This is a genomic window from Nocardia sp. NBC_01327, from assembly GCF_035958815.1.
GTDB lineage: Bacteria > Actinomycetota > Actinomycetes > Mycobacteriales > Mycobacteriaceae > Nocardia.
Genome location: NZ_CP108383.1, coordinates 8,197,538 through 8,224,487, shown reverse-complemented (window position 1 = coordinate 8,224,487; position 26,950 = coordinate 8,197,538). Strand labels below are relative to the sequence as shown.

Here is a 26,950-nt window from a genome sequence, read left to right as displayed (position 1 = left end):
TTCGGTACAACTTGTGCGGTTACTCGCCATCTTTCTGTGCCGAAATCGGGACTCCAGACCTCTTTCGATCGGTACTCTTCTTTGCTTTCTTCTCGCCGACGACCTCGCCGTCCGTGGCGAGTTTCTCCAGCCTGAGCAGCGCGTCCTTGACATCGTCCAGCTCGCGGCGGACATAGTCACGTGTCGCGACCTCACCGACGGCGAGTCGCAGCGCGGCGAGTTCGCGCGCCAGGAATTCGGTATCAGCTTTCGTCTGGGCTGCTCGCGTCCGATCCTCGTCGAGCGCCACCCGGTCGCGGTTGTCCTGCCGGTTCTGCGCCAGCAGGATAAGGGGCGCGGCGTACGCGGCCTGGGTGGAGAACGCCAGATTCAGCAGGATGAAGGGGTACGGATCCCACTGCAGCCGAATCGCGAAGACGTTCAGCATGATCCAGACGATGACGAAGACGGTCTGGATGACCAGATAGCGTCCGGTGCCCAGGAATCGTGCGAGCTTCTCACTGCTGCGCGCGAGAGCCTCTGCGTCCCAATCGAATCCGCGGAAGCGGCTCTCGACCGGCGTCTCCAGGCGCTGCCGGGCGTTGGGCTTGTCGATGCGGTCGGTCACGCCCTGCCTCCGGTGCCGTCGATCAGCGGAATGCCGTTCAGATCATGAATGTGGTCGTCCTGCTCACGCCAATCCTCGGGCAGCAGATGGTCGAGCACATCGTCGACCGTGACCGCGCCCAGCAGATGATTCTCGGCGTCCACCACCGGCCCGCACACCAGGTTGTAGGTGGCGAAATAGCGGGTCACCGCGGTGAGCGGCGCGTCGGGGCGCAGCAGCACCAGATCGTCGTCCACGATGCCGCCCACCATATTCGCGGGCGGTTCGCGTAAGAGTTGCTGGAAATGCACGCAGCCCAGATAGCGGCCGGTCGGTGTCGCCGTCGGCGGGCGCACCACGAAGGCCATGGTGGCCAGCGCCGGTGTCAGCTCGGGATCGCGAATGCGGGCCAGCGCCTCCGCGACCGTGGTGGCCGGGGTGAGCACCACCGGTTTGGAGGTCATCAGACCACCGGCGGTGTAGGGGGCGTGCTCGAGCAGGCGGCGCACCGGCTCGGAATCCTCCGGATCCATCAGCGCCAGCAGTGATTCCGCTTCGCCCTCGGGGAGCTCGCCGAGCAGGTCGGCCGCGTCGTCGGGGTCCATGGCCTCGAGCAGATCGGCGGCGCGTTCCACGCCGAGCTGTTCGAGCAGCTCCACCTGATCGGCCTCCGGCAGCTCCTGGACCACGTCCGCCAGGCGCTCGTCGTCGAAGGCGGCCGCCACCTCGATGCGGCGTTTGCTCGGCAGTTCGCGCAGCAGATGCGCGACATCCGCGGGCCGCATGCCCTCGAATTGCGCCAGCAGCTGGGTGACGTCCTGGCCGGGCAGATTGAGTTCGGTCTGGGTGAGACCGCGCACCTGCGCCCAATCCACCACGTGCACCGCGCCGCGCCGCCCGAATCCGACACCGAGGCGACGGCGCTCGCGCACCGCGACCCGGGTGACCACCCAGTCGCGGGTGCGGGTCTGCTCGATGCCCAGATCGACCACCACCACATCGGTCGTGGCCAGCTGCGGCAGTTCCGGATCGTCGACCCGCACGGTGGAGTCGAGCAGCTGTGCGACGGCGAGCATCTCGCCGGGCCGCAGTTCGAAGCGCCGCACGCTGATGGTGCCGGTGGTCAGTGTCACCGCACCCGGGTCCACGGTCTGCACCCGCAGCATCGGCACGAAAATCCGCTTCCGCGTGGGCAGTTCGACGAGGATGCCGAGAATGCGCGGTCGTTGCCGGTCATAGCGGATGGAGATCACCAGGTCGCGGACGCGGCCGATAGACTCCCCGTCCGGTCCCAATGCCACCAAGCCCGCGAGCCGGGCGGCGAAAACTCTCGTCGCTGCCATAGGTGACAAGGCTAGTGGGTCCAGATAGCCCGAAATGTCGCGCCACGAGCGCGGACGTATGAAGGAGTGACCCGTGACATCCCGCCGCACCGTGCTGGCCGTACCCGGCAGCAACCCGCGCATGATCGAGAAAGCCAAGGGACTCGCCGCCGACGAGGTCTTCCTGGACCTCGAGGATGCGGTCGCACCGGCGGCCAAGGCGGCGGCCCGGGCGAATATCGTGGCGGCCCTCAACTCCGGCGGCTGGGGCGATCAGATTCGTGTTGTGCGGGTCAACGATTGGACCACCGAGCACACCTACGCCGATGTCATTACCGTGATCGAGGGTGCGGGCACGCAGGTCGACGCCCTGCTGCTGCCCAAGGTCACCGACGCCGGCCAGGTGCGGGCGCTGGATCTGCTGCTCACCCAGCTGGAGAAGGCCAACGGCCTGCCGGTCGGTCGGATCGGCATCGAGCCCCAGATCGAGAACGCGCTCGGGCTCCGCAATATCGACGAGATCGCCACCGCCAGCCCGCGGGTGCAGACCCTGGTTTTCGGGCCGGCCGACTTCATGGCGTCGATCAATATGCGCACCCTCGTGGTGGGGGAGCAGCCCGAAGGCTACGAACCGGGTGATGCGTATCACCACATCTATATGACGATCTTGCTCACAGCGCGGGCTCACGGGCTGCAGGCCATCGACGGCCCCTATCTCGCGGTGCGCGATATCGAGGGCTTCCGCCGCAATGCCGCCCGCACCGCCGCCCTCGGCTTCGACGGCAAATGGGTGCTGCATCCGGACCAGATCGCGGCGGGCAATGAGATCTTCAGCCCACGTCAGGCCGACTACGACCGCGCCGAGGAGATATTGGACGCGTACGCCTTCCACACCTCGGCCGAAGGCGGCGCTCGTGGCGCGGTCATGCTCGGCGACGAGATGATCGACGAGGCCAGCGCGAAGATGGCGCAGGTCATCGCGGATAAGGGCCGAGCCGCGAAAATGAAGCGAACCGCACGTTAAATGCGGCGCTGCGAACCCCCGTCCGACACACCGAAATAGCATGATGGAGATATGACGAATCCCTTGGGGAACTCGAACCGGAACCGTTCGGGCCTGCCGACGCCTCCGTCGGGCTGGCCCGTCGGGTCCTATCCGACCTATGCCGAGGCGCAGCGGGCCGTCGACTATCTGGCCGACAACCAGTTCCCGGTGGAGAACGTGACCATCGTCGGTGTCGATCTCATGCAGGTCGAACGCGTGCTGTACCGGCTGACATGGGGCAAAGTCCTTGGCGGGGGCGTGGTTTCGGGCGCGTGGCTGGGCCTGTTCATCGGCCTGCTGCTGAGCATGTTCTCCGGCGGCGGCGCGATCATCGTCGGCCTGGTCGGCGGCATCATCTTCGGCCTGCTGTCCACGTCCATCCCGTACGCCGCCACCCGCGGGCAGCGCGATTTCGCCTCCACCATGCAGTTGGTGGCCGGTCGCTACGACGTGCTGTGCGATCCCAAGGCCGCCGAGCAGGCCCGGGACATGCTGGCGAGGCTGGCAATCTAGTCGTGGATGTGATCAATACGGTCCGGGCCGGGGTGCTCGGACATTTCGGTGTGGAGTCCGCGGATGCGGCCTCGGTGACGTTCCTCGGGTTGGAACCCATCGATATCCTGCGCATTCCGGACGGCGACCTGGTGCACTACGTGACGCTGGGTGGTTCCCGGCATCCGATGACGGATCCGACTGCGGCGCTGGCCGATCCGCTGCGCGGACCGCGTGCGGAACTGCTGCTCACGCTGCGCGGCGGCGTCGGCGCGGGCGCGGGGCTGACCCGGGCGCTCGGCATGCTGGCGGCCTCTCCCTCGGTGGAAGGCATTGTGCTGCAAGCCGATGCGCTGCTGGATCTGGGAGAAGCGCTGTGGCTCAACGCGCCCTTCACCGCCGTACTGCTCGGCGTGAGCGAGATACCCGCGGTGGAATTGCCGGAACCCGCTGAGCCCGTGCACTTCCTGACCGCGACGCCGATCACCGCGACCGAGGCGGCCTGGGTGCGCATTCGCGGCGCCGAGGCCCTGCGCGAAGCCTGGACCGAGGCGAAAATCGATGTGCGCGACGCGGATCGCGCAGCGGCGTCGCTCTGATCACAGCCAATCGTTGCGGTGGAAGTTGGCGTAGAGCAGGCCGCACAGCCCCACCATCAGGGCGATGGCGGCCGGGTAGCCGAAGGTCCAGTTCAATTCCGGCATGTGGATGAAGTTCATGCCGTAGACACCGGCGATCATGGTCGGTACCGCCGCCATGGCCGCATAGGCGGAAATCTTTCGCATATCGGTGTTCTGCTGCACGCTCACCTTCGCGAGCGCGGCATTGATCAGCGCGCTGAGCGATTCGTTGAAGTCCATGATCTGCTCGGTCACCGCGGTGTGGTGGTCGGCGACATCGCGCAGATATCGCCGAATCTCCACGGGCAGTGGCAGTTTGGGGTCGTGTGAGAGCAGCTGCAGCGGCAGCGCGAGGGGTTTCACGGCCCGCCGCAGTTCCACCACCTCCCGCTTGAGCTGGTAGATCGCCTCGATAATAATCTTGCTGGAGGGCGTGAACACCGCCTCCTCCATGGCGTCCACATCCTCTTCGATGGCCGCGGTGACCTCCACGTACGAGTCCACGCAGCGGTCGGCCACCGCATGCAGCACCGCACCGGGCCCGAGCGCCAGCTGCTCGGGCTGCGACTCCAGATCGGTACGGACACCGGCCAATCCGCTGTGATCGCCGTGCCGCACGGTGATCGCGAAATCCGGGCCGAGGAAGATCATGATCTCGCCGGTGTCGACGATCTCGCTGACCGTATTGAGCTCGTGCGTGTGGTACTGCACGGTGCGCAGCACCAGGAACAGAATGTCGTCGTAGCGTTCGAGTTTGGGACGCTGATGGGCCTGCACCGCGTCTTCGACGGCGAGCGAGTGCAATCCGAAGGTGCTCGCCACATCGGTCATCAGGCTGATGCTGGGTTCGAGCAAGCCGAGCCAGACGAATCCCTTGCCGTGCTTGCGCACTTCGCCGAGGGCCTCCGCATAGCTGCAGTGCTCCAGCAGCCGGTGCCCGTCGATGTAGACCGCGCAGTCGACGACCACGTTCGCGCCGGGGCGATGCTCGGCCGGTTTCGGCCGGTCAGTGGCCCGGCCGGGCCAGTGGAATGCGGGGAGCGGGGGCAGTGAGGACACGGGCCGAAGTCTAGGTTGCCGTGCCGGTAACCGCCGGGCGCCCGGGGCGGGCGCGCCCGCGCGGGCAAGATGGACCCCGTGCGCATCGATCTCCACACTCATTCCAATGCCTCCGACGGCACCGACGCTCCGGCCGAGCTCATTCGTCATGCCGCGGCCGCGGGCCTGGACGTGGTCGCCCTGACCGATCACGACACCACTGCGGGCTGGGCGGAGGCGGTCGAGGCGTTGCCCCCGGGTCTCACGCTGGTGCGCGGCATGGAGATGTCGTGTGTCGGCGACGGTGATGACGGCTGGCCGGTGCCGGTCCATCTGCTGGCCTACCTGTTCGACCCGGCGAACGAGGCCTTCGCGCAGGAGCGGGAGCGGTTGCGCGGGGAACGCACCGTGCGGTTGCGCGCGATCGCCGAGAATATGGCCGCCGACGGGCTGCCGGTGGATCCGGACGCGGTGATGGCATCGGCCGGGCCGTCGGCGGGCCGCCCGCACCTGGCGCGGGCCCTCGTCGAAGCCGGCGTGGTGCCCTCGGTGGACGCGGCCTTCAAGGATCTGCTCGCCCCGAACGGCAAGTACTACGTCGAGAAGGCCGACACGCCGCTGCAGCGCGCGGTGGAGATGGTCGCGGCGGCCGGCGGCGTGAGCGTGGTGGCGCACGCGCGGGCCCGTAAGCGCGGCCGCCTGTTGTCCCTGGATCACATTCGGGAGCTGGCGACGCTCGGACTCGGCGGGCTCGAACTCGATCATCCCGATCACAGTGCGGCCGATCGCGCGGTCTTGGCAGCGCTCGCCGACGAACTGGGATTGCTGACGACCGGCTCGTCCGACTACCACGGCAGCAACAAGACCATCCGACTCGGTGAATTCACCACCGACCCAGCGCAATTCGAGATTCTCGTGGGCAAATCCAGTGGTGTGCCGGTGATCACGGCGTGAGCGGTCCGGGGCCGGAGGCGGAAGCCTGCGTCACCACGCACGCCCCCCGCTCACGCCGAACGGGGACAGCGTGAAGGTGCTGCGGGGTCTGAGCGGGATCGTTGCCGGTGGCACGGTGGTGCTGGCGGCGACGGTTGTCGGTGCGTCGATCATCGGCGCCCAGCGTGGTTTTCCCGGTCCGGGCACCGCAGATCTGGCCTGGCATGTGTGCGCGGGATTACTGGTTGTGGCCGCGCAGATATTTGCTGATAGACGTCAGGGAATTACCGCCCTTTTCGGGGTTTTGGTCGTTTTTATTGTTGCCGGATCGCTGCTGTGGGCGCAGTGGTGGAATTGATATACGCGTAACGGTTGCGAGTAGTTGAACGGTCCGCGAACATTTGTCGTTATGACCGAATTCGACACCGATGTGCTTGTGCTGGGAGGCGGTCCGGCAGGGGCTTGGGCCGCACTCGCCGCCGCCGCTGCCGGTGCTCGGGTTCTGCTGGTCGACAAGGCCCGCTGCGGAACGAGCGGGCCCACCGCGCGGGGCGGGGCCACCCTCTGGGACATCCCGGCCGGCCGGGCGCGTGACGAGGCGGTAGCGCAGAACTTCGCGCACGGCGGCGGACTCGGTGATCCGGAATGGATGTACCGGGTGCTCGATGAAACCCACCGGCGGATCGGACAGCTGGTGCACGGCAGTCTGCGCGCGCCGGGCGAGCGCGTCGGGCGCGGAATGGTGGCCGCCGAACAGCCGACCCGGATTCGGCTGGACGGCCCGAAATATCTCGGCCGCCTGCGCCGCAGCATGGTGATCGCCGGGGTCCGGATTCTCGACTACCACCCGGCATTGCAGCTGCTCACCGACAGTGACGGCATCGTCTCCGGCGCGGCGGGCGTGGCACTGGGCGGCGAGGCGCACAGCTGGACCGCGCGGGCCCGGGCCGTGGTGCTGGCCACCGGCGGCTGCGCCTTCCTCTCCGGCGGCGCGGGCACCGATGTCGACACCGGCGACGGACTGCTCATGGGTGCGGAGGCCGGGGCCGAACTCTCCGGGATGGAGTTCTCCAACGCGTATTCGCTGGTGCCCATCGGCAATTCGGGTCCCGCGTCGATGAGTGGCCAGCGCCCGGCCGGAACCACGGTGTTCTCGGCCGAGCAGGTCATGCACTTCGCCACGCTGTACGACGAATCGCGGTCGGTGCTCTACGAGCACGGCGGCGGATCGCGGGTCCAGGCCTTCACGGCGATCGCCGGCGGCCGCCGTGTCTACGCCGGTCTCGACGAGCTCTCCGATGCCGCGCGCGACGGGCTGACGCGCACCGGCGGTCCCGAGGATCTGCTGCGCGACGGCGACCAGGTGGAATCACTGCGTGAAGAGCTGCTGCGGCACCAGGATTCGGCCGGCCGGGTGCCGGTGCGCGCGGTGCTCGAGGGCACGGTGCGCGGCACCGGCGGGCTCTGGCTGGCCGGACCCGATTGCGCCACTGCGGTTCCCGGCCTCTACGGCGCGGGCGATGTGACCACCCGCGAGCCGTTGACCGGCGCTGTTTCCGGAGTCGGCGGGCAGAACGGGGCCTGGGCGGTGTCCTCGGGAGCATGGGCGGGCCAGGCGGCGGCCCGGTTCGCGGGCGGCCGCAAACGGGTCGGCCGGACCCGGCCGGTGCCCGGCGCGGGGCTGGGCGATCGCGCGCGCATCGATCCGCGCGCGGTGGTCGGCCTGGTGCAGGAGCACACGCTGCCGCTGCGGCGCAGCTACTGGCGCAGCGACGGCAGCCTGCGCGACAGCATCGGTGAACTGGACGGCATGTGGCCGGGCGCGGAATTCGATCTCGGCGGCGCGGGCGCGGAACGGCTGCGCGCGCGGCAGGCGGCGGCGCTGCTGGCCGTGGCGCGCTGGACCAAGTACAGCGCTCTGGCGCGCACGGAGACGCGCGGAATGCATCGGCGCACCGATCACCCCGGCGCGGGCAGCGATTGGCGCGTGCGGTTGATCTCGGGCGGTCTGGACAGTGTGTGGGTGCGGCCGGAGCGCACGGCCGTGCCGCGGACCATGCGCGGGCCCGTCGAATCCGCCGCGCCCGAAGCGTCCTGAATCGCAGCGCTGAGGCGTCCTGAATCGCACCGCTGAAGCTTCCTGAATCGCACCGCTGAGGCGTCCTGAATCGCGCGGCGACGCGTCTCGGGTGCTGCTGCGGCGATCGGATTCGCGGGCTCGCCCGGACCTCACCGCGGTGCTGCCAACCAGGCGCGACAGCTCACCGTCGTATGTGGGGCCCTGTTGTGACTGTTCACCGCTGTGACGGCCCGACGTGCGAGTTTCCCTTTACCTGAGGGTGATTCGGCGCGCCTAGGCTGCGTGGATGGTGAACGAGCGCGACGGGCCGGGGGCGATTTGGCGCGTTGTCGCTGCCGGTGGCAGAATGTTGCGATCTCCCGCCGTCGCTGACCGCCCGGCTCAGGAGACTCGGTGATCACGATCCGCGACGCGCGGGTTACCCCTGGATCACCCCGGCGACATCGCCCGGACACACCCGTCCGGTTCCGCTCGACGATCTCTGCCGCGCTGTGTTGTCCAGACACGCTGCCCGCGAACCGTAATACTTTGTGGCGCCCGCCCCGATGACCGTGGCGAGGGTTCATGCAGTGCCGGGAACGCAGTGGCCGGCGCGCCCGATATAGAGCAAGAATCCCATTTACCTATTACCGAACGGTAACCGTCAAACGGTTGAGTCCGCACCGAGATGGAGTGAAATCGTGTCACCCGTGACTGAAGCAGTGAATGCCACCAAGGCAAGCCCCGAGTCCAATGCTGCGAACCTTTCCGACATCACCTCGGAAGAAATTTTCGCGGGCCACCTGGGCGGCAAGCTCTCGGTCGCACTTACCGCGCCGCTGGACACCCAGCGCGACCTGTCGATCGCCTACACCCCCGGTGTGGCGCAGGTCTGCCGCGGTATCCACAAGGACGAGTCGCTCGCCAAGACCTACACCTGGGCCGAGCGCCTGGTCGTGGTCGTCTCCGACGGCACCGCCGTGCTGGGCCTGGGCGATATCGGCCCGCGCGCCTCGCTGCCGGTGATGGAGGGTAAGGCGGCGCTGTTCAAGAAGTTCGCCGGCCTGGATTCCATTCCGATCGTGCTCGACACCAAGGATGTCGACGAGATCGTCGAGACCGTGATCCGCCTGCGCCCGAGCTTCGGCGCGGTCAACCTGGAGGACATCTCCGCGCCGCGCTGCTTCGAGATCGAGCAGCGGCTCATCGAGGCCCTCGACTGCCCGGTCATGCACGACGACCAGCACGGCACCGCCATCGTGGTGCTGGCCGCGCTCAAGGGCGCGGCCGCGGTGCAGGGCCGTCCGATCGCGGATCTGAAGGTCGTGGTGTCGGGTGCGGGCGCCGCCGGTGTGGCGTGCACGAACATCCTGCTGGCCGCCGGTGTCTCCGACATCGTCGTGCTGGACTCCAAGGGCATTATCAGCAGCGACCGCGGCGACCTGAACCATGTGAAGGCCGAACTGGCGCAGCGCAGCAATCCGCGCAAGATCACCGGCGGTCCGGCCGAGGCGCTCGCCGGGTCCGATGTGTTCCTGGGTCTGTCGGCGGGCACCATCGCCGAGGAGCTCATCGCCTCGATGGCGCCCGAGTCCATCGTGTTCGCCATGTCGAACCCGGATCCGGAGATCCACCCCGAGGTGGCCGCCAAGTACGCCGCCATCGTGGCGACCGGCCGCTCGGACTTCCCGAACCAGATCAACAATGTGCTCGCGTTCCCGGGCGTCTTCAAGGGCGCGCTGGATGTGGGCGCGCGTCGCATTACCGAGGGCATGAAGGTCGCTGCGGCCGATGCCATTTTCGCGGTGGTGGCGGACGAGCTGGCCGTGGACAAGATCATCCCGAGCCCGCTCGATCCCCGCGTGGCTCCGGCCGTCGCCGAGGCCGTGGGCGCTGCCGCTCGCGCCGAGGGTGTCGCGTAATCACGTAGTCGTCAACAAAAGGGGCGTCTCGTCATTGACGAGACGCCCCTTTTGCTGTGCCCAGGCATCCGGTGTTGTTCCGCTGTGCCCAGTCCGCCCGGTGCTGCCGGGTTTCCGGTCCTGCCGTGCTGCGGTTTTCGGGCCGCGGTCGGCGTGCAGGCGGGCATGCGCGCTGCATTGTGCGGAGGTTCGGGCTGACCGGCCGATGTTCGGTCCAGCCTGGCTGGACCGAACACCTAGATCACCTGCGCGGATGTTGTGCGACGACGCTGCTGAGCCGGGTGTGGCGGAGTGTCGCTCGGCGGGGGGATTTCGTGTCCCCCACACGGGGGATGGGCGGGTGCGCGGGTAGCGTCGCGCTCGATGTGCCCGCCGGGCGGCACGCGATCGGACGAGTCGACGAAGGTGGTGCCGTGATGGATGTGACCAGGTCACTGTTCCGCCTGTCGCTGGTGGTCGCGGTGGTGGCAGCGCTGGTCGACAGCATGCAACTGGTGATGTGCGGCGCGTTCGGTGCCGCGCCTGTGCTGGCGTCGATCCTGTTCGCGGCGGTGGTGGCCGCCGATCTCGCGCTCGCCGCGCCGCCCGCGACGGCCGCGCTCGCGGCGGTCGGGCAGGTGGCGGTGAAGGTCGGTATCGCCGGATTCGTGAACCATTACGGACTGCCGGCGCGCATGCCCGATGTGGGGTTCCTCGTGGCGGGCTACCGGGCGGGCGCGTGGTTGGGCGGCGCCACGTCCCTCGTGACGGTCGCCATGCTCGCCGTCGGTGCTGCCGTCTCGAATGTGCTTGTCGGCGGCCCGGTTTCGCGGGACTGGCGGTGGGTGCTGCTGGCTGTGGCCGCCGGGGTGGTGCCGTGGCTGGTCGGCCGGTACACCGCGGCGCGCGGTGCGTACATCGCCGAGTTGGAGCAGCGGGAACGCCTGCGGCAGCAGGAACAGCGGGCCGCGCTGGATCGCGCCCTCGCCGATGAGCGGGCGGCGATCGCGCGGGATCTGCACGATGTGATCTCCCATCATGTGAGCGCCATCGGAATTCATGCGGGGGTCGCGCGTATGGCGCTGTCGCGCGCCGATCACACTGTGCCCGAGGAAGATTCCGCTGTGATCAAGGCCGATTCGACGCTGTCCCGCACCGATGCCGAGGCGGCGGCGCGGTCGCTGACGGCGGTGGAGACCAGCAGCCGGGCCGCCATGGTGGATCTGCGGCGGCAGCTGGATCTGCTGCACGGTCGTGAGGACGACGGGCAGCGGCAGCCCGGGCTGGCCGATATCGACGGTCTGGTGGAGCGGGTGCGCGCGGCGGGTCTTGCTGTGCTGGTGGAGATTTCGGGTGAGCCGCCGGTGCTGCCGGAATCGCTCGACGTCATGCTCTACCGCGTGGTGCAGGAGATTCTGACCAATGCCCTGCGGCACGGGCGCGAACCGGCGCGATTGGAGATCGGCTATCGCCCGACGCGGGTGGAGGTCCGCGGCGCCAATCCCATCGCGGCCGCCGCGCGCGCATCGGAGGGTGTGCACCGCGGGTTGGACGGTATCCGGCAGCGGGCTGAATTGTTCGGTGGCACTGCGCAATTCGGCCCGGACCGGACCGGGGAGCGCTGGGATATCGTGGTATCCGTACCGATCGGAGCGGCATGAACGACGAGACCTCTGCGGTGACTCGGCCGAATTCGCCACGCCCCGTGCGCATTCTGATCGCCGATGACCACACCATGTTCCGGTCGGGGCTGCGGGCCGTGGTGGACGCCCAACCGGATCTGGAATGTGTGGCGGAGGTGGGTGACGGGCGCGCGGCCATCGAGGCGGCCGCCCGCCTGCATCCGGACGTGGCGATTCTCGATGTGCGCATGCCGAAGCTGGACGGGCTGGCCGCCACCGAAGCCATTGTCGCCGCGGGCGGTACCCGCGTCCTGGTGCTGACCACCTACGACAGCGACGGAAACCTGTCCCGCGCACTGTCCGCCGGCGCGAGCGGCTTCCTGTTGAAGAGCCTGCCCCCGGAGGATTTGGTGGCCGCCATCCGGGTGGCGGTGCGCGGTGACGCCGTCATCGACCCGTCCATGACCCGAAGGCTCGCAGCACGTTTCGCCGAAGGTCTCGCCCCGCCCGTCGAGCCCCCGGAATTCACCCAGCTCACCGCCCGCGAGCGCGAGGTCCTGCTCCTGGTCGCCGATGCCCGCAGCAATGGCGAGATCGCCGCCGAACTCGGGGTCGGCGAGGAGACGGTGAAAACCCACGTCTCCCGCGTCCTGGCCAAACTCGGTGTCCGCGACCGCATTCACGCGGTGGTCTACGCCTACCGACATGGATTGGTCTGTGCGGCCCGCCCGCCGGAATGACCGACCCGGTCTGTGATCGCCCCATCGTCGCAGGCCGCCGAACCATGGCAGCGAGGCGTGCGAAACGCGGTCGTGGCGCACGAATACCGTCATCCCGGCGAGCTTTTGGCCGGGATCCACACTGGTGATGCTGCACCGCTGCGGTGGATCCCGGCCAAAAGCATGCCGAGATGACAGGTGTTCGGCCGACAGAGCTCACGAGGGCGTTCGGCTGACCGGGCCCATGGGGGTGTTCGGCTGACCGGGCCCGTGGGGGGTGTTCGGCTGACCGGGGTGGTGGGGTGTTCGGCCGACCGGGCTTGCGAGGGTGTTCGGCCGACCGGGATGACGGTGCCGGATTACTTCGGGCAGGCGGCGCGGAAGTCGCGGACCGACTGGCGGGCGTCGCGCAGGGCCTGGGCGTCCTGGGGGTGCGACTGCTTGTAGGCGTGGATTTCGGCCTTGCGCTGATCCTTGGGGAGGGCCTTGATCTTCGCGAATTCGGCCTGCGCGTCCGGGTGGGTGGACAGGTAGGCCTGCACCTTGGTCTTGGCGTCGGCCCGCGCCGCGGTCAGCGCGGCCTGGCTGCAGTCGGGTGCGTCGGCGGACGCTACGCCGGGCACCGCCAGGGCGATGGTGGCGAATCCGGCGACTCCGGCCAATGCTGCGGCGATCGTGCGCTTCATACTCACTCCTGTGGGATGGGGACTTGTCTCCACCGAATCTGCCCCCGGTTCCTGAAGAACCCCTGAATCGCCCCACCATCTTCAGCGGACCTTCAGCTAACCCGCCCGCCGCGGCCGCGGCCCGACCGATACCTTCGATGCCAATCGGTCGTGCTGCGACCCGCCCTCCGGTGTGCTCGGTCGTGCTGCGACCCGCCGTCCAGGTGTCCTCGGACGTGCAGCAACCGGCCCTGAGTGCGCTCGGCCGGGTTGCCAGGCGTAGATGCACAGGATCGTGGAAGACATCGTCCTCGGTGTACTTGGTTGTGGCGGTGTGTCACTCCACGGGGTCGATGATCAGCGGCAGGCGCAGGACGAAGCGTGCGCCGGTGGCGTCGATCGGGTCGGTGCAGGTCAGGTCGCCACCGTGGGCGCGGGCGAGGCCGCGGGCGATGGGGAGGCCGAGGCCGGAGCCGTCGGTGCGGTGATCGCGGGAGGTGTCCAGGCGGACCAGGCGATCGAAGATGCGTTCGCGGTCGTCGGCGGGGACGCCGGGGCCGGTATCGGTGACGGCGATCTCGGCGTTGTCGGCGGTGGTGCGGATATGCACGGCGACGACTGCCGGACGGAGTTCCGTTGCGGGGCCCAGGTTTTCGCCCGGATCGGCGTGCGCCACCCCGGTGGACGGATCGGTGTGCACCGCCTGGCAAGCATTGGTGAGCAGATTGGCGAGGATCTGGGTGATGCGCTCGGGATCGGCCTCGGCGATCACCGGCGTGCCGTCGAGGCGGAAATCTATGCCGGGGTGCAGCATTCGCATGCGGGCGAGTTGGGTGGCGGCGAGATCGTTCAGATCGACGGGCCGCCGCCGCAGTTCCAGACCGGCGTCGATGCGCGCCAGATCGAGCAGATCGTCGACGAGCCGTCCTGCGCGATGGGCCTCGCGCACCAGCAGCAGGTGCATGCGCTGGCGGTCCTCCGGATCGGCGTCGGCGGGTTGCTGGACCACGGCCTCGGCGAGCGCGCGAATGCCCGCGATGGGTGTGCGCAGTTCATGGGCGGCATCACCGACGAAGGTGCGGATGCGCGCTTCGGAGGCGCGGGCCCGGGCCTCGGCGGCGGTGGTGTCTCGCAGCGCGCCCTCCAGCGCGTCCAGCATTTCGTCGAAAGCGGCTGCGGTGCGGCCGAGTTCGGTGTCGGTGCTGGAGGGGTTCAGGCGGCGGCCGAGTCGGCCCCGGGTGATTTCGCGGGCGAGCCTGGTCATATCGTCGAGCGGTGCGAGCGTGCGCGGGACGCCGAACCAGAGTCCGGCGGCGATCACCGCGATGGCGCTGGCGGTGGCCATGATCAGCAGGAAGCCCAGCCGCTTCTGCACCCGGGACAGCAGTGGCGTGTCGATCTCGAGGGTGAGCCTGGCATTGTCGATCTCGCCGGGGCCGGTCAGTTTCAGGCTGCGGGTCTTGCCCACGCCGTCCTCGGCGTGCAGCCGGGAGAGGCTGCCGAAGCTCTGTCCGTCGGCGAGGACCAGCCGGGCCCGCGCCGAGCGGTTATCCACCCGCGCCACCAGTTCGGTGGGTGAGATCCCGTCCTGTGACAGCTGTTTCGCGAGCTGGACGCGGTCGGTGAGCAGGGTGTTCTCACTGCGCGTCACCACCAGTCCGAACAGGGTGTGCACACTGATCGCGACCAGTACCAGCACCAGGCCGGAAACGATTGCGGTGGTCAGCGTTACGCGGCGGCGCAGGGATACGGTCTTCATCGGTCGCCGATCCGCAGCGTGTAGCCGAGCCCGCGCACGGTGTGCAGCAACCGTTCTCCGTGCTCCTCGAGTTTGCGCCGCAGCGCACTCACATTCACTTCCACGAGATTGGGGTCGTAACTCTCGTATCCCCATACGGCGGTGAGTATTTGGGTTTTGGTGACCACGCGATCGCGATTGGTCGCCAGATAGGACAGCAGTTTGAATTCGGTGGCGGTGAGCGGCACGGTCGTCTCGCCGCGTCGTACGGTCCCGGATTCGACGTCGACTTCGAGGTCACCGACGGTAATGCGGTTCTGCGCGCGACCCATGCGGCGCAGCAGCGCGTCGACCCGCGCCACCAGTTCGTTCAGATCGAAGGGTTTGACCACATAGTCGTCCGAGCCCGCGCGCAGTCCGCGCACCCGGTCCTCGACGCCGTCGCGGGCGGTCAGCATGAGCACCCCGGAGGCCGACCGCGCCCGCACGGTGTCCAGCAGTGCGAAGCCGTCCCGTCCAGGCAGCATGATGTCGAGCACCACCACATCCGGCCGGAATTGCGCCAGATCCTGTTCCAGCCGCGCCCCGTCCGGACGCCCGAGCACCTCGTGACCCGCCGCCGTCAGCCCCGCCGCGACGGCGGTGCGGATGGCTTCGGCGTCCTCGACTACAAGAATTCGTCCCGGTTGCACCCGGACATTGTGCTTCCACCTGCTGTGAATCGGCTGGCATCCGGCCCCGCGGGCTATCCCGGACATGGACCGCGGGCCACCCCGGACATGGACGCGGGGCCTGCCCCTGGTGTGGGCAGACCCCGCTCGGGCGCGCGGTCAGTGTGGAATGGAGACCGCGGCGACGAATTCGGCGAGCTGCTTATCGCTGACATTGCGGGCCAGATCGGATTCGCAGATCATGCCGATCAGGCGTTTGCCGTCTTTGACGTCGATGACCGGGAGCCGCTTGATCTGGTTCTGCTCCATGATGCCGAGGATCTCGGTGACATCGGTATCGGCGTCGACCCAGTGCGGCGTCCCCTGGGCGAGGTCGCCGGCGCGCACGCGGCTGGGGTCGTGGCCTTCGGCAATGCACCGCACCACGATGTCGCGATCGGTGAGCATGCCGATCATGCGGTCGTTATTGGAGATCGGCAGGGCTCCGACATCCGAATTACGCATCATTTGCGCGGCTCGGTCCAGGGTTTCGTCGGCCGGGATGGTTTCCACCGTGCGATGCATGATGTCGCGGGCTTTCATGGCTTTCACGCAGACCTCCTCATTGATGCGGATGGTGCATTGGCCACGTCACATCGTTACTCGGATCACAGCTGAGGTCAATGCGTGTGTCGCCGGCGCAGTCGCCCGGTGCCCGGGGCCGACAGCCATACGACGAAGGCGAGCACGCCGTCCAGCGCCAGTGCCAGGGCCGCTACCAGGATGGCTCCGACCAGCACGCGGTCGTACCGGTAGAGCCCGATGCCGTCGAAGATGTAGCGGCCCAGTCCACCCAGATTGACGTAGGCGGCAATGGTGGCGGTCGCGACCACCTGGAGGGTGGCCGCGCGCAGGCCGGTGAGCAGGACGGGCAGGGCATTGGGCAGTTCGACCCGGAAGAGCACCTGGCGTTCGGTCATCCCCATGGCGCGCGAGGCGTCCACCACCGCCGGATCGACATTGGCGATACCGGCGTACGCGCCCGCCAGCAGTGGCGGAATGCCGACGGTGAGGAGCGCGAGGATCGGCGGGAACAGCCCCAGCCCGAGCAGCAGCACCACGAAGGTGAGCAGGCCCAGGGTGGGCAGGGCGCGCATGGCGTTGGCGAAACCGACGATGAACGCGGATCCGCGGTGGGTGTGGCCCACCACCAGCCCGATCGGCAGCGCGATCAGCGCCGAGAGCCCCACGGCGAGCACGCTGTACCAAAGGTGCTGCGCGATACGGGTTTCGATGCCGGTGGGCCCGGACCAGTTCGCGCCGTCGGTGAGAAAGTGCCAGGCGTCGAGGAAAAGGTTCATGCCGCAGCGCCTTTCGCCCGGCGGCCGGGTATCGCGCCGGCGCGCAGCCACGGGGTGGCCAGCCGTCCGAGCAGATACAGCAGCCGGTCCATGATCAGCGCCAGCGCCAGCACCACGATGATGCCCGCCACGATCTCGTCCGGATAGTCGCGCTGATAGCCCTGGGTGAAGAGCTTGCCGAGTCCGCCCACGCCGATGAGCGCGCCGACGGTCACCATGGAGATATTGGTGACCGCCACCACGCGCAGATTGGCGACGAAAACCGGTAGGGCGAGCGGGAAGTCGACGGTGAGCACGCGGCGCAGCGGCGTATAGCCGATGGCGTCGGCGGCATCGAGCACCGCGGCGGGCACCGAATCCAGGGCGGCGGGCACTGCCGTCACCAGCAGCGCCACCGAGTAGATGGTCAGTGCGATAACCACATTCAGCGGATCGATGACGGCAATGCCGACCAGCGGTGGAATGATCACGAACAGTGCCAGCGAGGGAATCGTGAAGGCGATGCTCGCGGCGGTGGTGGTGATGCGGCGCAGCCAGCGCAGCCGGTGCGCCAGAGCCCCGGCGGGAATGGCGATGACCAGGCCGATGAGCAGCGGTAGCAGAGCCAGGTACAGATGGGTGCGCGCGTATCCGGCGATCTCCGCGAAATTGTCGAGGAGATACTTCACTTGGCCGCCTCCTCCTCGAAGAAGGCGCGATTGCGTTCGGCGTCCTCGGCGGCGCGCTGCCGGGTCAGCTGTTCGAGCACGTCGGTGGCGAGGATGCCGCCGCGCACGGCACCGGAATGTTCCACGGCCACACCGATTTCGGCGGGGGAGGAGATGGCGGCGTCGAGGGCCTGGCGCAGGTCGCCGTCCGGCGGGTAGAGCGATCCGCCCGCGGCCATACTGTCCGCGAGGGCGCGGCCGGCGCGCACTCCCTCCAGTCCGGTGGTGTCGATCCAGCCCAGCGGGCGCCGATCGGGATCGACGACCAGTCGCCACTCGCCCTTGTCCAGTCGCAGTCCGGCGACCTGTTCCGGCGTGATGACGGCGAGCTCGTGCAGCGGCACCGCGGACGCGCTGCGGAAGGACAGCTCCCGATAGCCGCGATCGCGGCCGACGAAGCCGGCCACGAAATCCGTTGCGGGCTGGGAGAGTACCCGCTGCGGTTCGTCATACTGCTGCAGATGCCCGTCGGGTCCGAAGACGGCGACCCGATCGCCGAGTTTGATGGCCTCGTCGATATCGTGCGTCACGAAGACGATCGTCTTGTGCAGTTCGGCCTGCAGGCGCTGCATTTCGGTCTGGAGTTCGGCGCGCACCACTGGATCGACGGCGCTGAACGGTTCGTCCATCAGCAGGATGGGCGGATCGGCGGCCAGCGCCCGTGCTACTCCGACCCGCTGCTGCTGGCCGCCGGACAGCTGGGCCGGATACCGCTGTGCCAGTGCGCGATCGAGGCCGACCCGATCCAGCAGTTCGAGGGCGGCGCTGCGCGCTGCGCGGCGGGAGGCGCCGCGCAGCACCGGCACGGTGGCCACATTGTCGAGCACGGTGCGGTGCGGCAGCAGCCCGCCGTTCTGGATCACATAGCCGATGCCGAGCCGCAGCTTGACCGGGTTGATCGTCGAAATATCCTGTGCGGCAATGGTGATGGTGCCGCTCGTCGGTGCGATCATCCGGTTGATCATGCGCATGGCGGTGGTCTTGCCGCCGCCGGATGGACCGACGAATACGGTGAACGAACCGGATTCGATGCGCAGGCTGAGGTCGTGCACGGCGGTGGTCCCGCCCGGGTAGGTCTTGGTCACTCCGCTGAACTCGATGTCGGACACCGTTTTCCGCCTTCTATCCGAGGGGCTTGTCTAGCCCCTGCGCAACCACCCAGGCCTTGGCGGCCGCGGCCGGTTCGGTTTTGGCGGAGCCGGAGACGGCGGTATTGAGCGAGATCAGTTCGCCGGTCGAGAGTTTCGCCGAGACGGCATTGAGCACGGCCAGCAGCTTGTCGCTCTTCTTGGCGGAATTGAACAGCGGCACCACGTTCTGGGCCGCGAAGTTGTGGCTCGGATCGGCCAGTGCCACCAGGTTATTGGCGGCGATATCGGGGGAGGTGGTGAAGATATCGGCGGCCGTCACCTGACCCTCGGTGAGTGCGCGCACGGTGGCCGGGCCGCCGCCGTCGGCGATGGGCACGAAGTTGGCCGGTGAGATATCCAGGTTGTAGACCTTCTTCAAGCCCGGCAGACCGCCTGGGCGCTCGGCGAATTCGGCCTGCGCGGCGTATTTGACCTCGGCAGAGTGCGGGGCCAGATCGGCGATGGTCTTGAGATTCCAGCGCTGGGCGGTGCCGCTGGTGACCACCACGGCGTCGGAGTCCTCGCCGGGCGCGGGGGCGCCGACCCCGAGCTGATCGCCGAGCGCCTTGGTGAGCGCGGCGTTCACATCGGTGGGGGAGGTGGCGGTCGCGGTCTTGTCTAGGTACTGCAGCAGGTTGCCGGTGTAGTCCGGGATCAGGTCGATGGCGCACTGGCGCAGCGCCGGCACATAGGCTTCGCGGCTGCCGATATTGAGTTTGGTGTCGATCTGGAAGCCATTGGCGCGCAGTGCTTCCGCATAGACATCGGCCACGGTTTCCGATTCCGGGAAGTTGGCGGAACCAACGGTGAGCTTATCGGTGCCGCCTCCGCAGTCGCTCTTGCCGCTGAGTGGATTGTCGGAATTGCCGCCACAGGCGGAGGCGGCCATGGCCGCGGCCAATGCCACAGCGGCGGCGAGAATGCGTAGTACGGTGCGGGCGGTGCGCTTGCCGTCAGCGCGCGTGGTGATGAGCGGATGCACTGTTGTCCTTCCGAGCGGGGGCATGCGGGGTTCTCCGGCACAAGGTCGCATCGGGAGAACCAACCTGGTTGTCCATACTGCCCGTTTTGTTCTCCGAACGTTGCCTACCCAGGGTTGGTTTCTTTATGCGCCGTCTGCCGGCACTCGCTCTGCGCCGGTGAGACACGCTGGAGCCGACCCGATCCCGCGTCGAGTCCTCCGGCGCGGCAGACTGTTGCGCATGTTGGGCAGCACAGACTCCCGCGCGCTGATTCGCGGCCTCCGGCGTTCCCGCGCGGTTCTGCTGCGCTCCGCGCTGGCCGTGATGATGGCGGCGCTGGCCGCCGCCTGCGGGTCCAGCGACAACCAGCCCGTGCTGACCGTCGGCGCCGGTGACTCCGCGCAATCCGGCATGCTCGCCGAAATCTATGCCGGTGCGCTGGCCCGCACCGGCGCCCGCACCGCGGTCAAGGGCGGGCTAGGTCAGCGGCCCGGTTACCTGGCGGCCCTGGACGCCGATACCGCCGCGGTGGCCGGAGACATCAGCGGTGATCTGCTCATGGCCCTCGACTCCTCCTCCGCCGCACGACTTCCCGATGACGTCAACAAGGCTCTGAACAGCGCGCTGCCCGAAGGCTTGATCGTCGGCGATGTGGCCGACGGCACCGATCTGCGCCCGGCGGTGGTGGCTCTCACCACGCGCGTCGACGAGTACCCGTCCTCATTGCAGGATCTCGCACCGCGCTGCGCCGACCTCACCATCGGCATAGCCACCGGGCCCCCGCTCGACCCCATGCGCGCACCCCTCGACCCGCAGCGCGATGTGGTCGCCCCGCTGCAGGCCGCCTACGGCTGCGCCGTCGCGCACCCCGTCACCTTCCCCACCACCGAGGACCTCCGAAAAGCCCTGTCCGCCGGAGAAATCCAACTGGCGGTCCTGTCCGGCCCCCCGTCCTACCTCCCCGACGGCGGCGCCGACCTCACCCCCCTCGCGGATCCCGCCTACGCCTTCCGCGCCGCCAGCGCCCTCCCGATCATCCGCAAGGGCGCCCTCACCGACCCCCAACTCCGCAAACTCAACTACGTGGCAGGCGAACTCACCACCACCGACCTCGCCGATATGATCCGCCAAATCCGCGACAACCGCGCCATCCCCGCCAGTCTCGCCCGCGACTGGCTCGACGCCCACGCCCTCTGATTCAGCTGCGCGGCAGGTGAATCCGCATGCGCCGGTCAGAGATGTACGGCGGCGGAAGGGTCTTGGCTCAGGGCCAGGGCGGGGAGGGAGATGACGAGCATGTCCACCAGGGCGTCGCGGGTGACGGGGGCTTCGCGGAGCCAGGTGAGGGTGGTTTCCTCGACGAAGGCGATCCAGCCTCGGACCGCCAGGCCCAGGAGTGGGCCGTCGGCGTTCTCTACGAGGCGGGGGGCTTCGGAGAGGATGCGGTCGACCTGGGCTTGGCGGTGGGCGTCGACCATGGCGACCAGTTCGGGGCTGGCGCTGGCGGGTCCGCGCAGTAGCGCCAGGTAGGAGGTGCGGTTCTCGCTGACGTAGTCGACATAGCGCTCGAGGGAGTCGCGCAGCATGTCGAAGGGGTCGAGATTCGGATCCGGCGTGGTGCGTTCCAGCAGCTGCGCATTGGCGTGCGCGACGATCGCGAGGTGGAAGTCCTGTTTGGTGGGGAAGTAGTGGAACAGCAGGCCGCGGGAGATGCCGGCCTGTTCGGCGATCTCGCTGATGGAGACGTCTTCCAGGGCGCGTTCGCGCAGCATGCGGGCGCCCAGTGTGATCAACTGCTGGCGACGTTCGTCGGGGCTCAGGCGTGTGCGTTTGGCCCCGGAATCCGGTTTGCTCACGCTGTGCTCCTTGGTCATGGGTCCAATCTTACTGAACGCGAGTCAATACTGTTGACTCCAACTCAATAAGACCCTACGCTCGGATATATGAGTCGCAAGGTTACAGACAAGGCTGTCGGCAACCGTCCCGTACGGCACTCCCGCATCATCATCGTCGGCAGCGGGTTCTCGGGCCTGGGCATGGCAATCCGGCTGAGCCAGCAGGGTCGCAACGACTACCTCGTGCTCGAGCGCGGGAACGATGTCGGCGGCACCTGGCGGGACAACACCTACCCGGGCGCGGCCTGCGATGTGCCGTCGCAGCTGTACTCGTACTCCTTCGCGCTCAATCCGGACTGGTCGCGCTCGTTCTCCAAGCAGCCGGAGATCCAGAAGTACATCCAGACCGTCGCCGCCAAGTACAACGTGCGCGATAAGCACATCTTCGATTGCGATATGACCGGCGCGCAGTGGAACAGCGACGCCGCCCGCTGGGAGATCCAGACCAGCCAGGGCGAGTTCACCGCCGAGATCCTCATCTCCGCCGTCGGCGCGCTCTGTGAGCCGAACCTGCCGGATATCAAGGGCCTCAACGACTTCCAGGGCGAGATCTTCCACTCCGCCCGCTGGGACCACAGCGCCGACCTGACCGGTAAGCGCGTCGCCGTCATCGGCACCGGCGCCTCCGCGATCCAGATCGTGCCGAGCATCGCCAAGCAGGTCGCGCACCTGGACCTCTACCAGCGCACCGCCCCGTGGCTGCTGCCGCGCGCCGACCGGCCCTATCTCGCGCCGGAAAAGCTTGCCTTCAAATACATTCCGGGTGTGCAGGCGCTCTCGCGCGCCGCCATCTACGCCGCGCGCGAGACCCAGGTCGTCGGCCTGGCCAAGTTCCCGCCCGCCATGAAGATCCTGGAGACCGTCGCGCGCGCCAAGCTGCGCATCGAGGTCAAGGATCCGGTGCTGCGCAAGAAGGTCACGCCGAACTTCCGCATCGGCTGCAAGCGCATGCTCATCTCGAACGAGTACTACCCGGCGCTGGGCCGCGACAATGTCGATGTGGTCACCGACGGCATCCAGGAGATTCGCGGCAATTCCGTCGTCACCAAGGACGGCGTCGAGCGCGAGGTGGACGCGATCATCGTGGCCACCGGTTTCCATGTCACCGATTCGCCCGCCTACGAGACCATTGCCGGCCGCGACGGCCGCACGCTCTCGGAGGTTTTCGACGCCATCGGCCAGCAGGGCTACAAGGGTTCGGCCATCAACAACTACCCGAACATGTTCTTCATGCTGGGCCCGAACGTCGGCCTGGGCCACACCTCGATGGTGTACATGATCGAATCGCAGATCAATTACATTGCCGACGCCGTGGCTACCATCGACAAGCTGGGCCTGCGTACTGTCGAGGTCCGCAAGGATGTGCAGGACGAATACAACGTCGATCTGCAGAAGAAGCTCACCGGCGCGGTGTGGAACACCGGCGGTTGCGCCTCCTGGTACCTCGACAAGCACGGCAACAACACCACACTGTGGCCGGATTTCACCTTCCGCTTCCGTGGTCTGCTCGAGAAGTTCGATGTGGACGCGTACGAGACTTCCACGGCCGCAGTACCTGTCGCTTAAACCTCCGACTCACCCGCCACGTCATTCGGAGCGGGACCTAGACAATCGAAAGTGGTAAACCCGTGAGCAACGATGCTTACTTCAAGGACAAGGTCTGCGTGATCACCGGCGCCGGATCCGGTATCGGCCGTGCCCTCGCGGAGAACCTGGGCCGTCGCGGGGCCAAGCTCGCGCTGTCGGACATCGATACCGAGGGTCTCGCCGAGACCGTCAAGCGGTGCGAGAAGTTCGGTGTCGAGATCAAATCCGATCGCCTGAACGTCGCCGAGCGCGAGGCCGTCCTGCTCTACGCCGATGCGGTGAAGCAGCACTTCGGCAAGGTCAACCAGATCTACAACAATGCCGGAATCGCGCACCACGGTGATGTGATCAAGACGGACTTCAAAGACATCGACCGCATTATGGATGTCGATTTCTACGGAGTCGTGAACGGCACCAAGGCATTCCTGCCGTATCTCATCGAATCCGGCTCCGGCCACGTGGTGAACATCTCCAGCCTGTTCGGCCTGATCGCGGTGCCCGGCCAGAGTGCTTACAACGCCGCCAAATTCGCGGTGCGCGGCTTCACCGAGGCGCTGCGCCAGGAAATGCTGATCAGCGGCGATCCGGTCAAGGTGACCTGTGTGCACCCCGGCGGCATCAAGACCGCCGTGGCCCGCAATTCCACCGTCGCCGAGGGCCTGGACCAGAAGAACCTGGCCGCCCTGTTCGACAAGCAGCTCGCCCTGCACACCCCGGAGATGGCCGCGCAGACCATTACCGAGGGTGTGGCCCGCGGCCACGGTCGCGTGCTGATCGGCTGGGAGGCAAAGCTTCTCGACCTGTTCGTGCGCAGCACCGGTTCCTACTATCAGCGTATTTCCGCCGTGGTTCAGAAGCGCTTCCTGCCTTAGGAATTCGATATGCCCGATGTGAAACTGCCCCTGCCCGTGGCCCGCGCGGTCCTGCACCCGATGTTCCGGGTGATCTTGAACAAGCGGTTGCCGTTCGCGGCGCAGCGGGCGCTGATGAATCTGAGCGCACCCGCCCAGGGTGCGCCGCGTGGCACCCATGCGGAGCGGGTCCGGCTGGGCGGGCGGTCCGCCGAGCGGGTCACGCTCGGCCCGGCCACCGATACCGCCACCGTGCTCTACCTGCACGGCGGCGGTTATACGGTCGGCTCGCCCGCCACGCACCGGCCGCTAGCGGGGTATCTGGCACGCGAAACCGGTTGTCCGATACAGGTATTGGACTACCGGCTGGCGCCCGAGCATCCGTTCCCGGCCGCACTCGACGATGCCGAGGCGGCGTTTCTGGAGCTGGTCGCCTTCGGCTACGAGCCGGAACGTATTGCGGTGGCCGGTGATTCGGCCGGCGGCGGGCTCTCGCTGGCCCTGGCGCTGCGCCTGCGGGACAAGCACGGTATGACTCCCGCGGCGCTGGGACTCATCGCGCCGTGGGGTGATCCCAATGAGGTTCCGACCCGCACCCGCGATCTGGTCATCAACAAGCCGTGGTCGCGGGCCTGTGCCGCCGCCTACCTCGGCAATGGCGACGGCTCCGACACCGGCTATGCGCCGATGCTCGGCGATCTGCACGGGCTGCCGCCGACGTATGTGCAGGCCGACAGGTCCGAACTGCTGCACGATCAGTGCACGCGGCTGGTCGCGAAGTTGCGTGCGGCGGGTGTCGACACCCGGTTCACCGAGACCGATGGGCTCTGGCACGTGTCGCAGTTGCAGGCATCCCTGGTCGCCCCGGCCGCGGCGATTACCCGCGAACTCGGCGAGTTCTTGCGGCAGGCGCTTCGACCTGCGCAAACTCGATCCATAGGATAGAGGCGGTACCGATCGCGGCGCCCGTTCGAACAGCAAATGAGAACCTGTTCGGGCGGGCTGCCGGGTGTGACATGTAAGCGTGGCGTAAATTACCCGCCGGTATAACTCACTGTGGAAGGGCAACGATGCGAGAGTTCGAAGTCCCGGCTACCTACACCATTCCGGAAAACGCCAATATGTCGGACGGTGCGTTCCGGCATGCTGAGAAGACCCCTGACCTGGTCGTCTTCAATGTTCCGGACGGTAAGGGCGGCTGGAGCGACGTCACGGCGACGGAATTCGCGAAGGCCGTCACCGGCGTTGCCAAGGGACTGGTCGCCTCCGGCATCGAACTCGGGGACCGCGTCGCCATCATGGCCGCCACCTCGTACGAGTGGGTCGTGCTGGACTTCGCCATCTGGGCCGCCGGCGGGTGCACCGTCGCCATCTTCGACAGCTCCTCGGCCGAGCAGGTGCGCTGGATCCTCTCCGACTCCGCCACCAAGCTGATCGTGGTCGAGAACGCCAAGCACCGCGCCACCATCGCGGAAATCGAAGGCGGACTCGGAGATCTGCAGGAGGTGCTGCAGGTCGATACGGACGCCATCGGTGAGCTCACCACTCGCGGTGCGGGCCTTGATGATTCGGTGATCCACGAGCGCCGCGCGCTGGTGAAGGCCGAATCGCCCGCCACCCTCATCTACACCTCCGGCACCACCGGCCGGCCCAAGGGCGTCATGCTCTCGCATGCCAACCTGTACGCCGAATCGGCCGCCGACCGCTCGGCCATGAGCGAATTCCTGCGGCCCGGTCAGAAGTCGCTGCTGTTCCTGCCGCTGGCGCACGTCTTCGCGCGCGCTGTCGCGCTGGCCGCCTTCGATGCCGGCGTCACCGTCGCGCACTCCTCGGACTGGTCCACGCTGGTCGAGCAGTTCGGGCAGTACAAGCCGAACTTCATCCTCTCGGTCCCGCGCGTATTCGAGAAGGTCTTCAACGGCGCCAAGCAGAAGGCGCACGACGGCGGTAAGGGCAAGATCTTCGACTACGCCACCGATGTGGCTGTCGCCTACAGCGAATCGCTGCAGAACGGCGGGCCGGGCCTGGTCCTCAAGCTCAAGCACACCGTGCTCGACAAGCTGGTCTTCAGCAAGCTGCGCGAAGCCATGGGCGGGCAGTGCTCTTCCGCGGTCTCCGGCGGCGGACCGCTGGGTGCGCGCCTGGGCCACTACTTCCGCGGCGCCGGCGTCACCATCTACGAGGGCTACGGTCTGACCGAGTCCACCGCCGCCGTCAGCGTGAACACCCCCAAGCACATCAAGGTCGGCTCGGTCGGCCGCCCGCTGCCCGGCCACGGCGCCAAGGTCGCCGAGGACGGTGAACTGTTCATCCGCGGACCGGTCGTCTTCTCCGGCTACTGGAAGAACCCCGAGGCCAGCGCCGACGCCTTCGCCGAGGACGGCTGGTTCAAGACCGGCGATCTGGGCGCGATCGACGAGAACGGCTTCATCTCCATCACCGGCCGTAAGAAGGAAATCCTCGTCACCGCCGGCGGCAAGAACGTCTCGCCGACCATGCTCGAGGATTCGCTGCGGCAGAACCCGCTGATCAGCCAGGTCATGGTGGTCGGCGACGGCGAGCCGTTCATCGGCGCGCTCATCACCCTCGATCCCGAAGCGCTGCCGGGCTGGAAGGAACGCAACGGCATTCCGGCGAGCACCTCGATCGAGCACCTGATCGAGAATCCGGCGCTGGTCGGGGAGATCAACGAGGCCGTCGCGGCCACCAACAAACTGGTCTCGCACGCCGAGGCGATCAAGAAGATCCGCATCCTGCCGGTCGACTGGACCCAGGAGGGCGGCGAGCTCACCCCGAAGCTCTCCCTCAAGCGCAATGTGGTCATGAAGCAGTACGCGGCCGACGTGGCGGCCATCTACTCCTGAGCCATAGAAAAGGGCGCTGCCAGAGAATAATTCCGCAGGCAGCGCCCTTTGTCATGCTTGCCGAAGAACAGCCTCGGCACATCGACCTGCCGCTCGGCGACACCCTGTTGAGGGCGTCCGCCGCCCGCCGGGGCAGCAGGTGAACACCGCCGGCCCGGCGTTCGCGATGTGCCTCGATGTGGAGAGCGCGGCCGAGGCATTCG

26 protein-coding genes are annotated in these 26,950 nt (G+C 67.7%); 14 read left to right on the top strand and 12 right to left on the bottom strand.

Translation table 11 applies throughout. The annotated features are described in order from the left end of the window. Positions 1 to 19: 19 nt before the first annotated feature. Together OG326_RS37970 and OG326_RS37965 are read right to left on the bottom strand one after the other, a co-directional pair. On the bottom strand, positions 20 to 607 hold the full coding sequence (locus tag OG326_RS37970) for a DUF1003 domain-containing protein (protein ID WP_327141928.1): 588 nt from the start codon (positions 605 to 607) through the stop codon (positions 20 to 22). Next, positions 604 to 1,929 carry a magnesium transporter MgtE N-terminal domain-containing protein gene (locus tag OG326_RS37965; RefSeq protein ID WP_327141927.1) on the bottom strand — a complete coding sequence of 442 codons (1,326 nt, stop codon included), beginning with the start codon at positions 1,927 to 1,929 and terminating at the stop codon, positions 604 to 606. Before OG326_RS37965 ends, OG326_RS37970 begins: the two co-directional genes overlap by 4 nt. Before the next feature lie 73 nt (positions 1,930 to 2,002). Here OG326_RS37965 and OG326_RS37960 point away from each other — a divergent pair, with 73 nt between their 5' ends. From OG326_RS37960 to OG326_RS37950, 3 genes are read left to right on the top strand one after another with little or no spacing between them, the layout of a single operon-like run. Continuing rightward, positions 2,003 to 2,932, top strand: a complete 930-nt coding sequence (locus OG326_RS37960) for an HpcH/HpaI aldolase/citrate lyase family protein (protein ID WP_327141926.1) — start codon at positions 2,003 to 2,005, stop codon at positions 2,930 to 2,932. Between the two features lie 51 nt (positions 2,933 to 2,983). Further along, positions 2,984 to 3,466 (top strand): general stress protein, encoded by a 483-nt coding sequence (locus OG326_RS37955; protein WP_297616525.1) that lies wholly within the window; start codon positions 2,984 to 2,986, stop codon positions 3,464 to 3,466. Between the two features lie 2 nt (positions 3,467 to 3,468). After that, positions 3,469 to 4,044: a suppressor of fused domain protein gene (locus OG326_RS37950; RefSeq protein WP_442790876.1), complete on the top strand. Its 576-nt coding sequence runs from the start codon at positions 3,469 to 3,471 to the stop codon at positions 4,042 to 4,044. On the opposite strand, the gene OG326_RS37945 is transcribed toward OG326_RS37950, so the two are convergent. Further along, a complete protein-coding gene (locus tag OG326_RS37945) occupies positions 4,045 to 5,115 on the bottom strand; it encodes a magnesium and cobalt transport protein CorA (protein WP_327146711.1) in 1,071 nt (356 codons plus the stop codon). It abuts the gene before it with no gap. An 87-nt stretch (positions 5,116 to 5,202) separates the two neighbouring features. On the opposite strand from OG326_RS37945, the gene OG326_RS37940 reads away from it, so the two are divergent. From OG326_RS37940 to OG326_RS37915, 6 genes are all read left to right on the top strand, one after another. Further along, entirely contained in the window at positions 5,203 to 6,057 is an 855-nt protein-coding gene (locus tag OG326_RS37940; protein ID WP_327141925.1) for a PHP domain-containing protein, read from the top strand. A gap of 70 nt (positions 6,058 to 6,127) precedes the next feature. Next, complete coding sequence (locus OG326_RS37935) at positions 6,128 to 6,394, top strand: hypothetical protein (protein ID WP_327141924.1); 267 nt, start codon at positions 6,128 to 6,130, stop codon at positions 6,392 to 6,394. Positions 6,395 to 6,445: 51 nt separating this feature from the next. After that, a complete protein-coding gene (locus tag OG326_RS37930; RefSeq protein ID WP_327141923.1) occupies positions 6,446 to 8,134 on the top strand; it encodes an FAD-binding protein in 1,689 nt (562 codons plus the stop codon). 662 nt (positions 8,135 to 8,796) lie between these two features. Beyond that, the gene (locus OG326_RS37925; protein ID WP_442790875.1) at positions 8,797 to 10,017 is read left to right on the top strand and encodes an NAD(P)-dependent malic enzyme; all 1,221 of its coding nucleotides are present in this window, start codon (positions 8,797 to 8,799) and stop codon (positions 10,015 to 10,017) included. A gap of 416 nt (positions 10,018 to 10,433) precedes the next feature. Continuing rightward, positions 10,434 to 11,657 carry a sensor histidine kinase gene (locus tag OG326_RS37920; RefSeq protein ID WP_327141921.1) on the top strand — a complete coding sequence of 408 codons (1,224 nt, stop codon included), beginning with the start codon at positions 10,434 to 10,436 and terminating at the stop codon, positions 11,655 to 11,657. Further along, positions 11,654 to 12,358: a response regulator transcription factor gene (locus tag OG326_RS37915; RefSeq protein WP_327141920.1), complete on the top strand. Its 705-nt coding sequence runs from the start codon at positions 11,654 to 11,656 to the stop codon at positions 12,356 to 12,358. The genes OG326_RS37920 and OG326_RS37915 overlap by 4 nt, the downstream gene beginning before the upstream one ends. Positions 12,359 to 12,696: 338 nt before the next feature. On the opposite strand, the gene OG326_RS37910 is transcribed toward OG326_RS37915, so the two are convergent. The 8 genes from OG326_RS37910 to OG326_RS37875 form a co-directional block, all read right to left on the bottom strand. Continuing rightward, on the bottom strand, positions 12,697 to 13,023 hold the full coding sequence (locus OG326_RS37910) for a hemophore-related protein (RefSeq protein WP_327141919.1): 327 nt from the start codon (positions 13,021 to 13,023) through the stop codon (positions 12,697 to 12,699). A 316-nt stretch (positions 13,024 to 13,339) separates the two neighbouring features. After that, positions 13,340 to 14,761 carry a sensor histidine kinase gene (locus tag OG326_RS37905; protein ID WP_327141918.1) on the bottom strand — a complete coding sequence of 474 codons (1,422 nt, stop codon included), beginning with the start codon at positions 14,759 to 14,761 and terminating at the stop codon, positions 13,340 to 13,342. After that, positions 14,758 to 15,432 (bottom strand): response regulator transcription factor, encoded by a 675-nt coding sequence (locus OG326_RS37900; RefSeq protein WP_327141917.1) that lies wholly within the window; start codon positions 15,430 to 15,432, stop codon positions 14,758 to 14,760. Before OG326_RS37900 ends, OG326_RS37905 begins: the two co-directional genes overlap by 4 nt. A 138-nt stretch (positions 15,433 to 15,570) precedes the next feature. After that, positions 15,571 to 15,993 carry a CBS domain-containing protein gene (locus OG326_RS37895; RefSeq protein WP_327146710.1) on the bottom strand — a complete coding sequence of 141 codons (423 nt, stop codon included), beginning with the start codon at positions 15,991 to 15,993 and terminating at the stop codon, positions 15,571 to 15,573. Between the two features lie 77 nt (positions 15,994 to 16,070). Further along, positions 16,071 to 16,751: an ABC transporter permease gene (locus OG326_RS37890; RefSeq protein ID WP_327141916.1), complete on the bottom strand. Its 681-nt coding sequence runs from the start codon at positions 16,749 to 16,751 to the stop codon at positions 16,071 to 16,073. Then, on the bottom strand, positions 16,748 to 17,419 hold the full coding sequence (locus tag OG326_RS37885) for an ABC transporter permease (protein WP_327141915.1): 672 nt from the start codon (positions 17,417 to 17,419) through the stop codon (positions 16,748 to 16,750). Before OG326_RS37885 ends, OG326_RS37890 begins: the two co-directional genes overlap by 4 nt. Next, entirely contained in the window at positions 17,416 to 18,567 is a 1,152-nt protein-coding gene (locus OG326_RS37880; protein ID WP_327141914.1) for an ABC transporter ATP-binding protein, read from the bottom strand. Before OG326_RS37880 ends, OG326_RS37885 begins: the two co-directional genes overlap by 4 nt. A 13-nt stretch (positions 18,568 to 18,580) precedes the next feature. Next, a complete protein-coding gene (locus OG326_RS37875) occupies positions 18,581 to 19,477 on the bottom strand; it encodes an ABC transporter substrate-binding protein (protein WP_327146709.1) in 897 nt (298 codons plus the stop codon). 313 nt (positions 19,478 to 19,790) lie between these two features. On the opposite strand from OG326_RS37875, the gene OG326_RS37870 reads away from it, so the two are divergent. Continuing rightward, positions 19,791 to 20,747, top strand: a complete 957-nt coding sequence (locus OG326_RS37870) for a glycine betaine ABC transporter substrate-binding protein (protein WP_327141913.1) — start codon at positions 19,791 to 19,793, stop codon at positions 20,745 to 20,747. 35 nt (positions 20,748 to 20,782) lie between these two features. Here OG326_RS37870 and OG326_RS37865 read toward each other — a convergent pair whose 3' ends face one another. Then, positions 20,783 to 21,424 (bottom strand): TetR/AcrR family transcriptional regulator, encoded by a 642-nt coding sequence (locus OG326_RS37865; RefSeq protein WP_327141912.1) that lies wholly within the window; start codon positions 21,422 to 21,424, stop codon positions 20,783 to 20,785. 69 nt (positions 21,425 to 21,493) lie between these two features. Here OG326_RS37865 and OG326_RS37860 point away from each other — a divergent pair, with 69 nt between their 5' ends. The 4 genes from OG326_RS37860 (at position 21,494) to OG326_RS37845 (ending at position 26,747) form a co-directional block, all read left to right on the top strand. Continuing rightward, complete coding sequence (locus OG326_RS37860; RefSeq protein WP_327141911.1) at positions 21,494 to 23,011, top strand: flavin-containing monooxygenase; 1,518 nt, start codon at positions 21,494 to 21,496, stop codon at positions 23,009 to 23,011. A 62-nt stretch (positions 23,012 to 23,073) separates the two neighbouring features. Continuing rightward, positions 23,074 to 23,904 (top strand): SDR family NAD(P)-dependent oxidoreductase, encoded by an 831-nt coding sequence (locus OG326_RS37855; RefSeq protein ID WP_327141910.1) that lies wholly within the window; start codon positions 23,074 to 23,076, stop codon positions 23,902 to 23,904. Positions 23,905 to 23,913: 9 nt separating this feature from the next. Further along, positions 23,914 to 24,828 (top strand): alpha/beta hydrolase, encoded by a 915-nt coding sequence (locus OG326_RS37850; RefSeq protein ID WP_327141909.1) that lies wholly within the window; start codon positions 23,914 to 23,916, stop codon positions 24,826 to 24,828. A 125-nt stretch (positions 24,829 to 24,953) separates the two neighbouring features. Further along, positions 24,954 to 26,747: an AMP-dependent synthetase/ligase gene (locus OG326_RS37845; RefSeq protein WP_327141908.1), complete on the top strand. Its 1,794-nt coding sequence runs from the start codon at positions 24,954 to 24,956 to the stop codon at positions 26,745 to 26,747. The last annotated feature ends 203 nt before the right edge of the window (positions 26,748 to 26,950 follow it).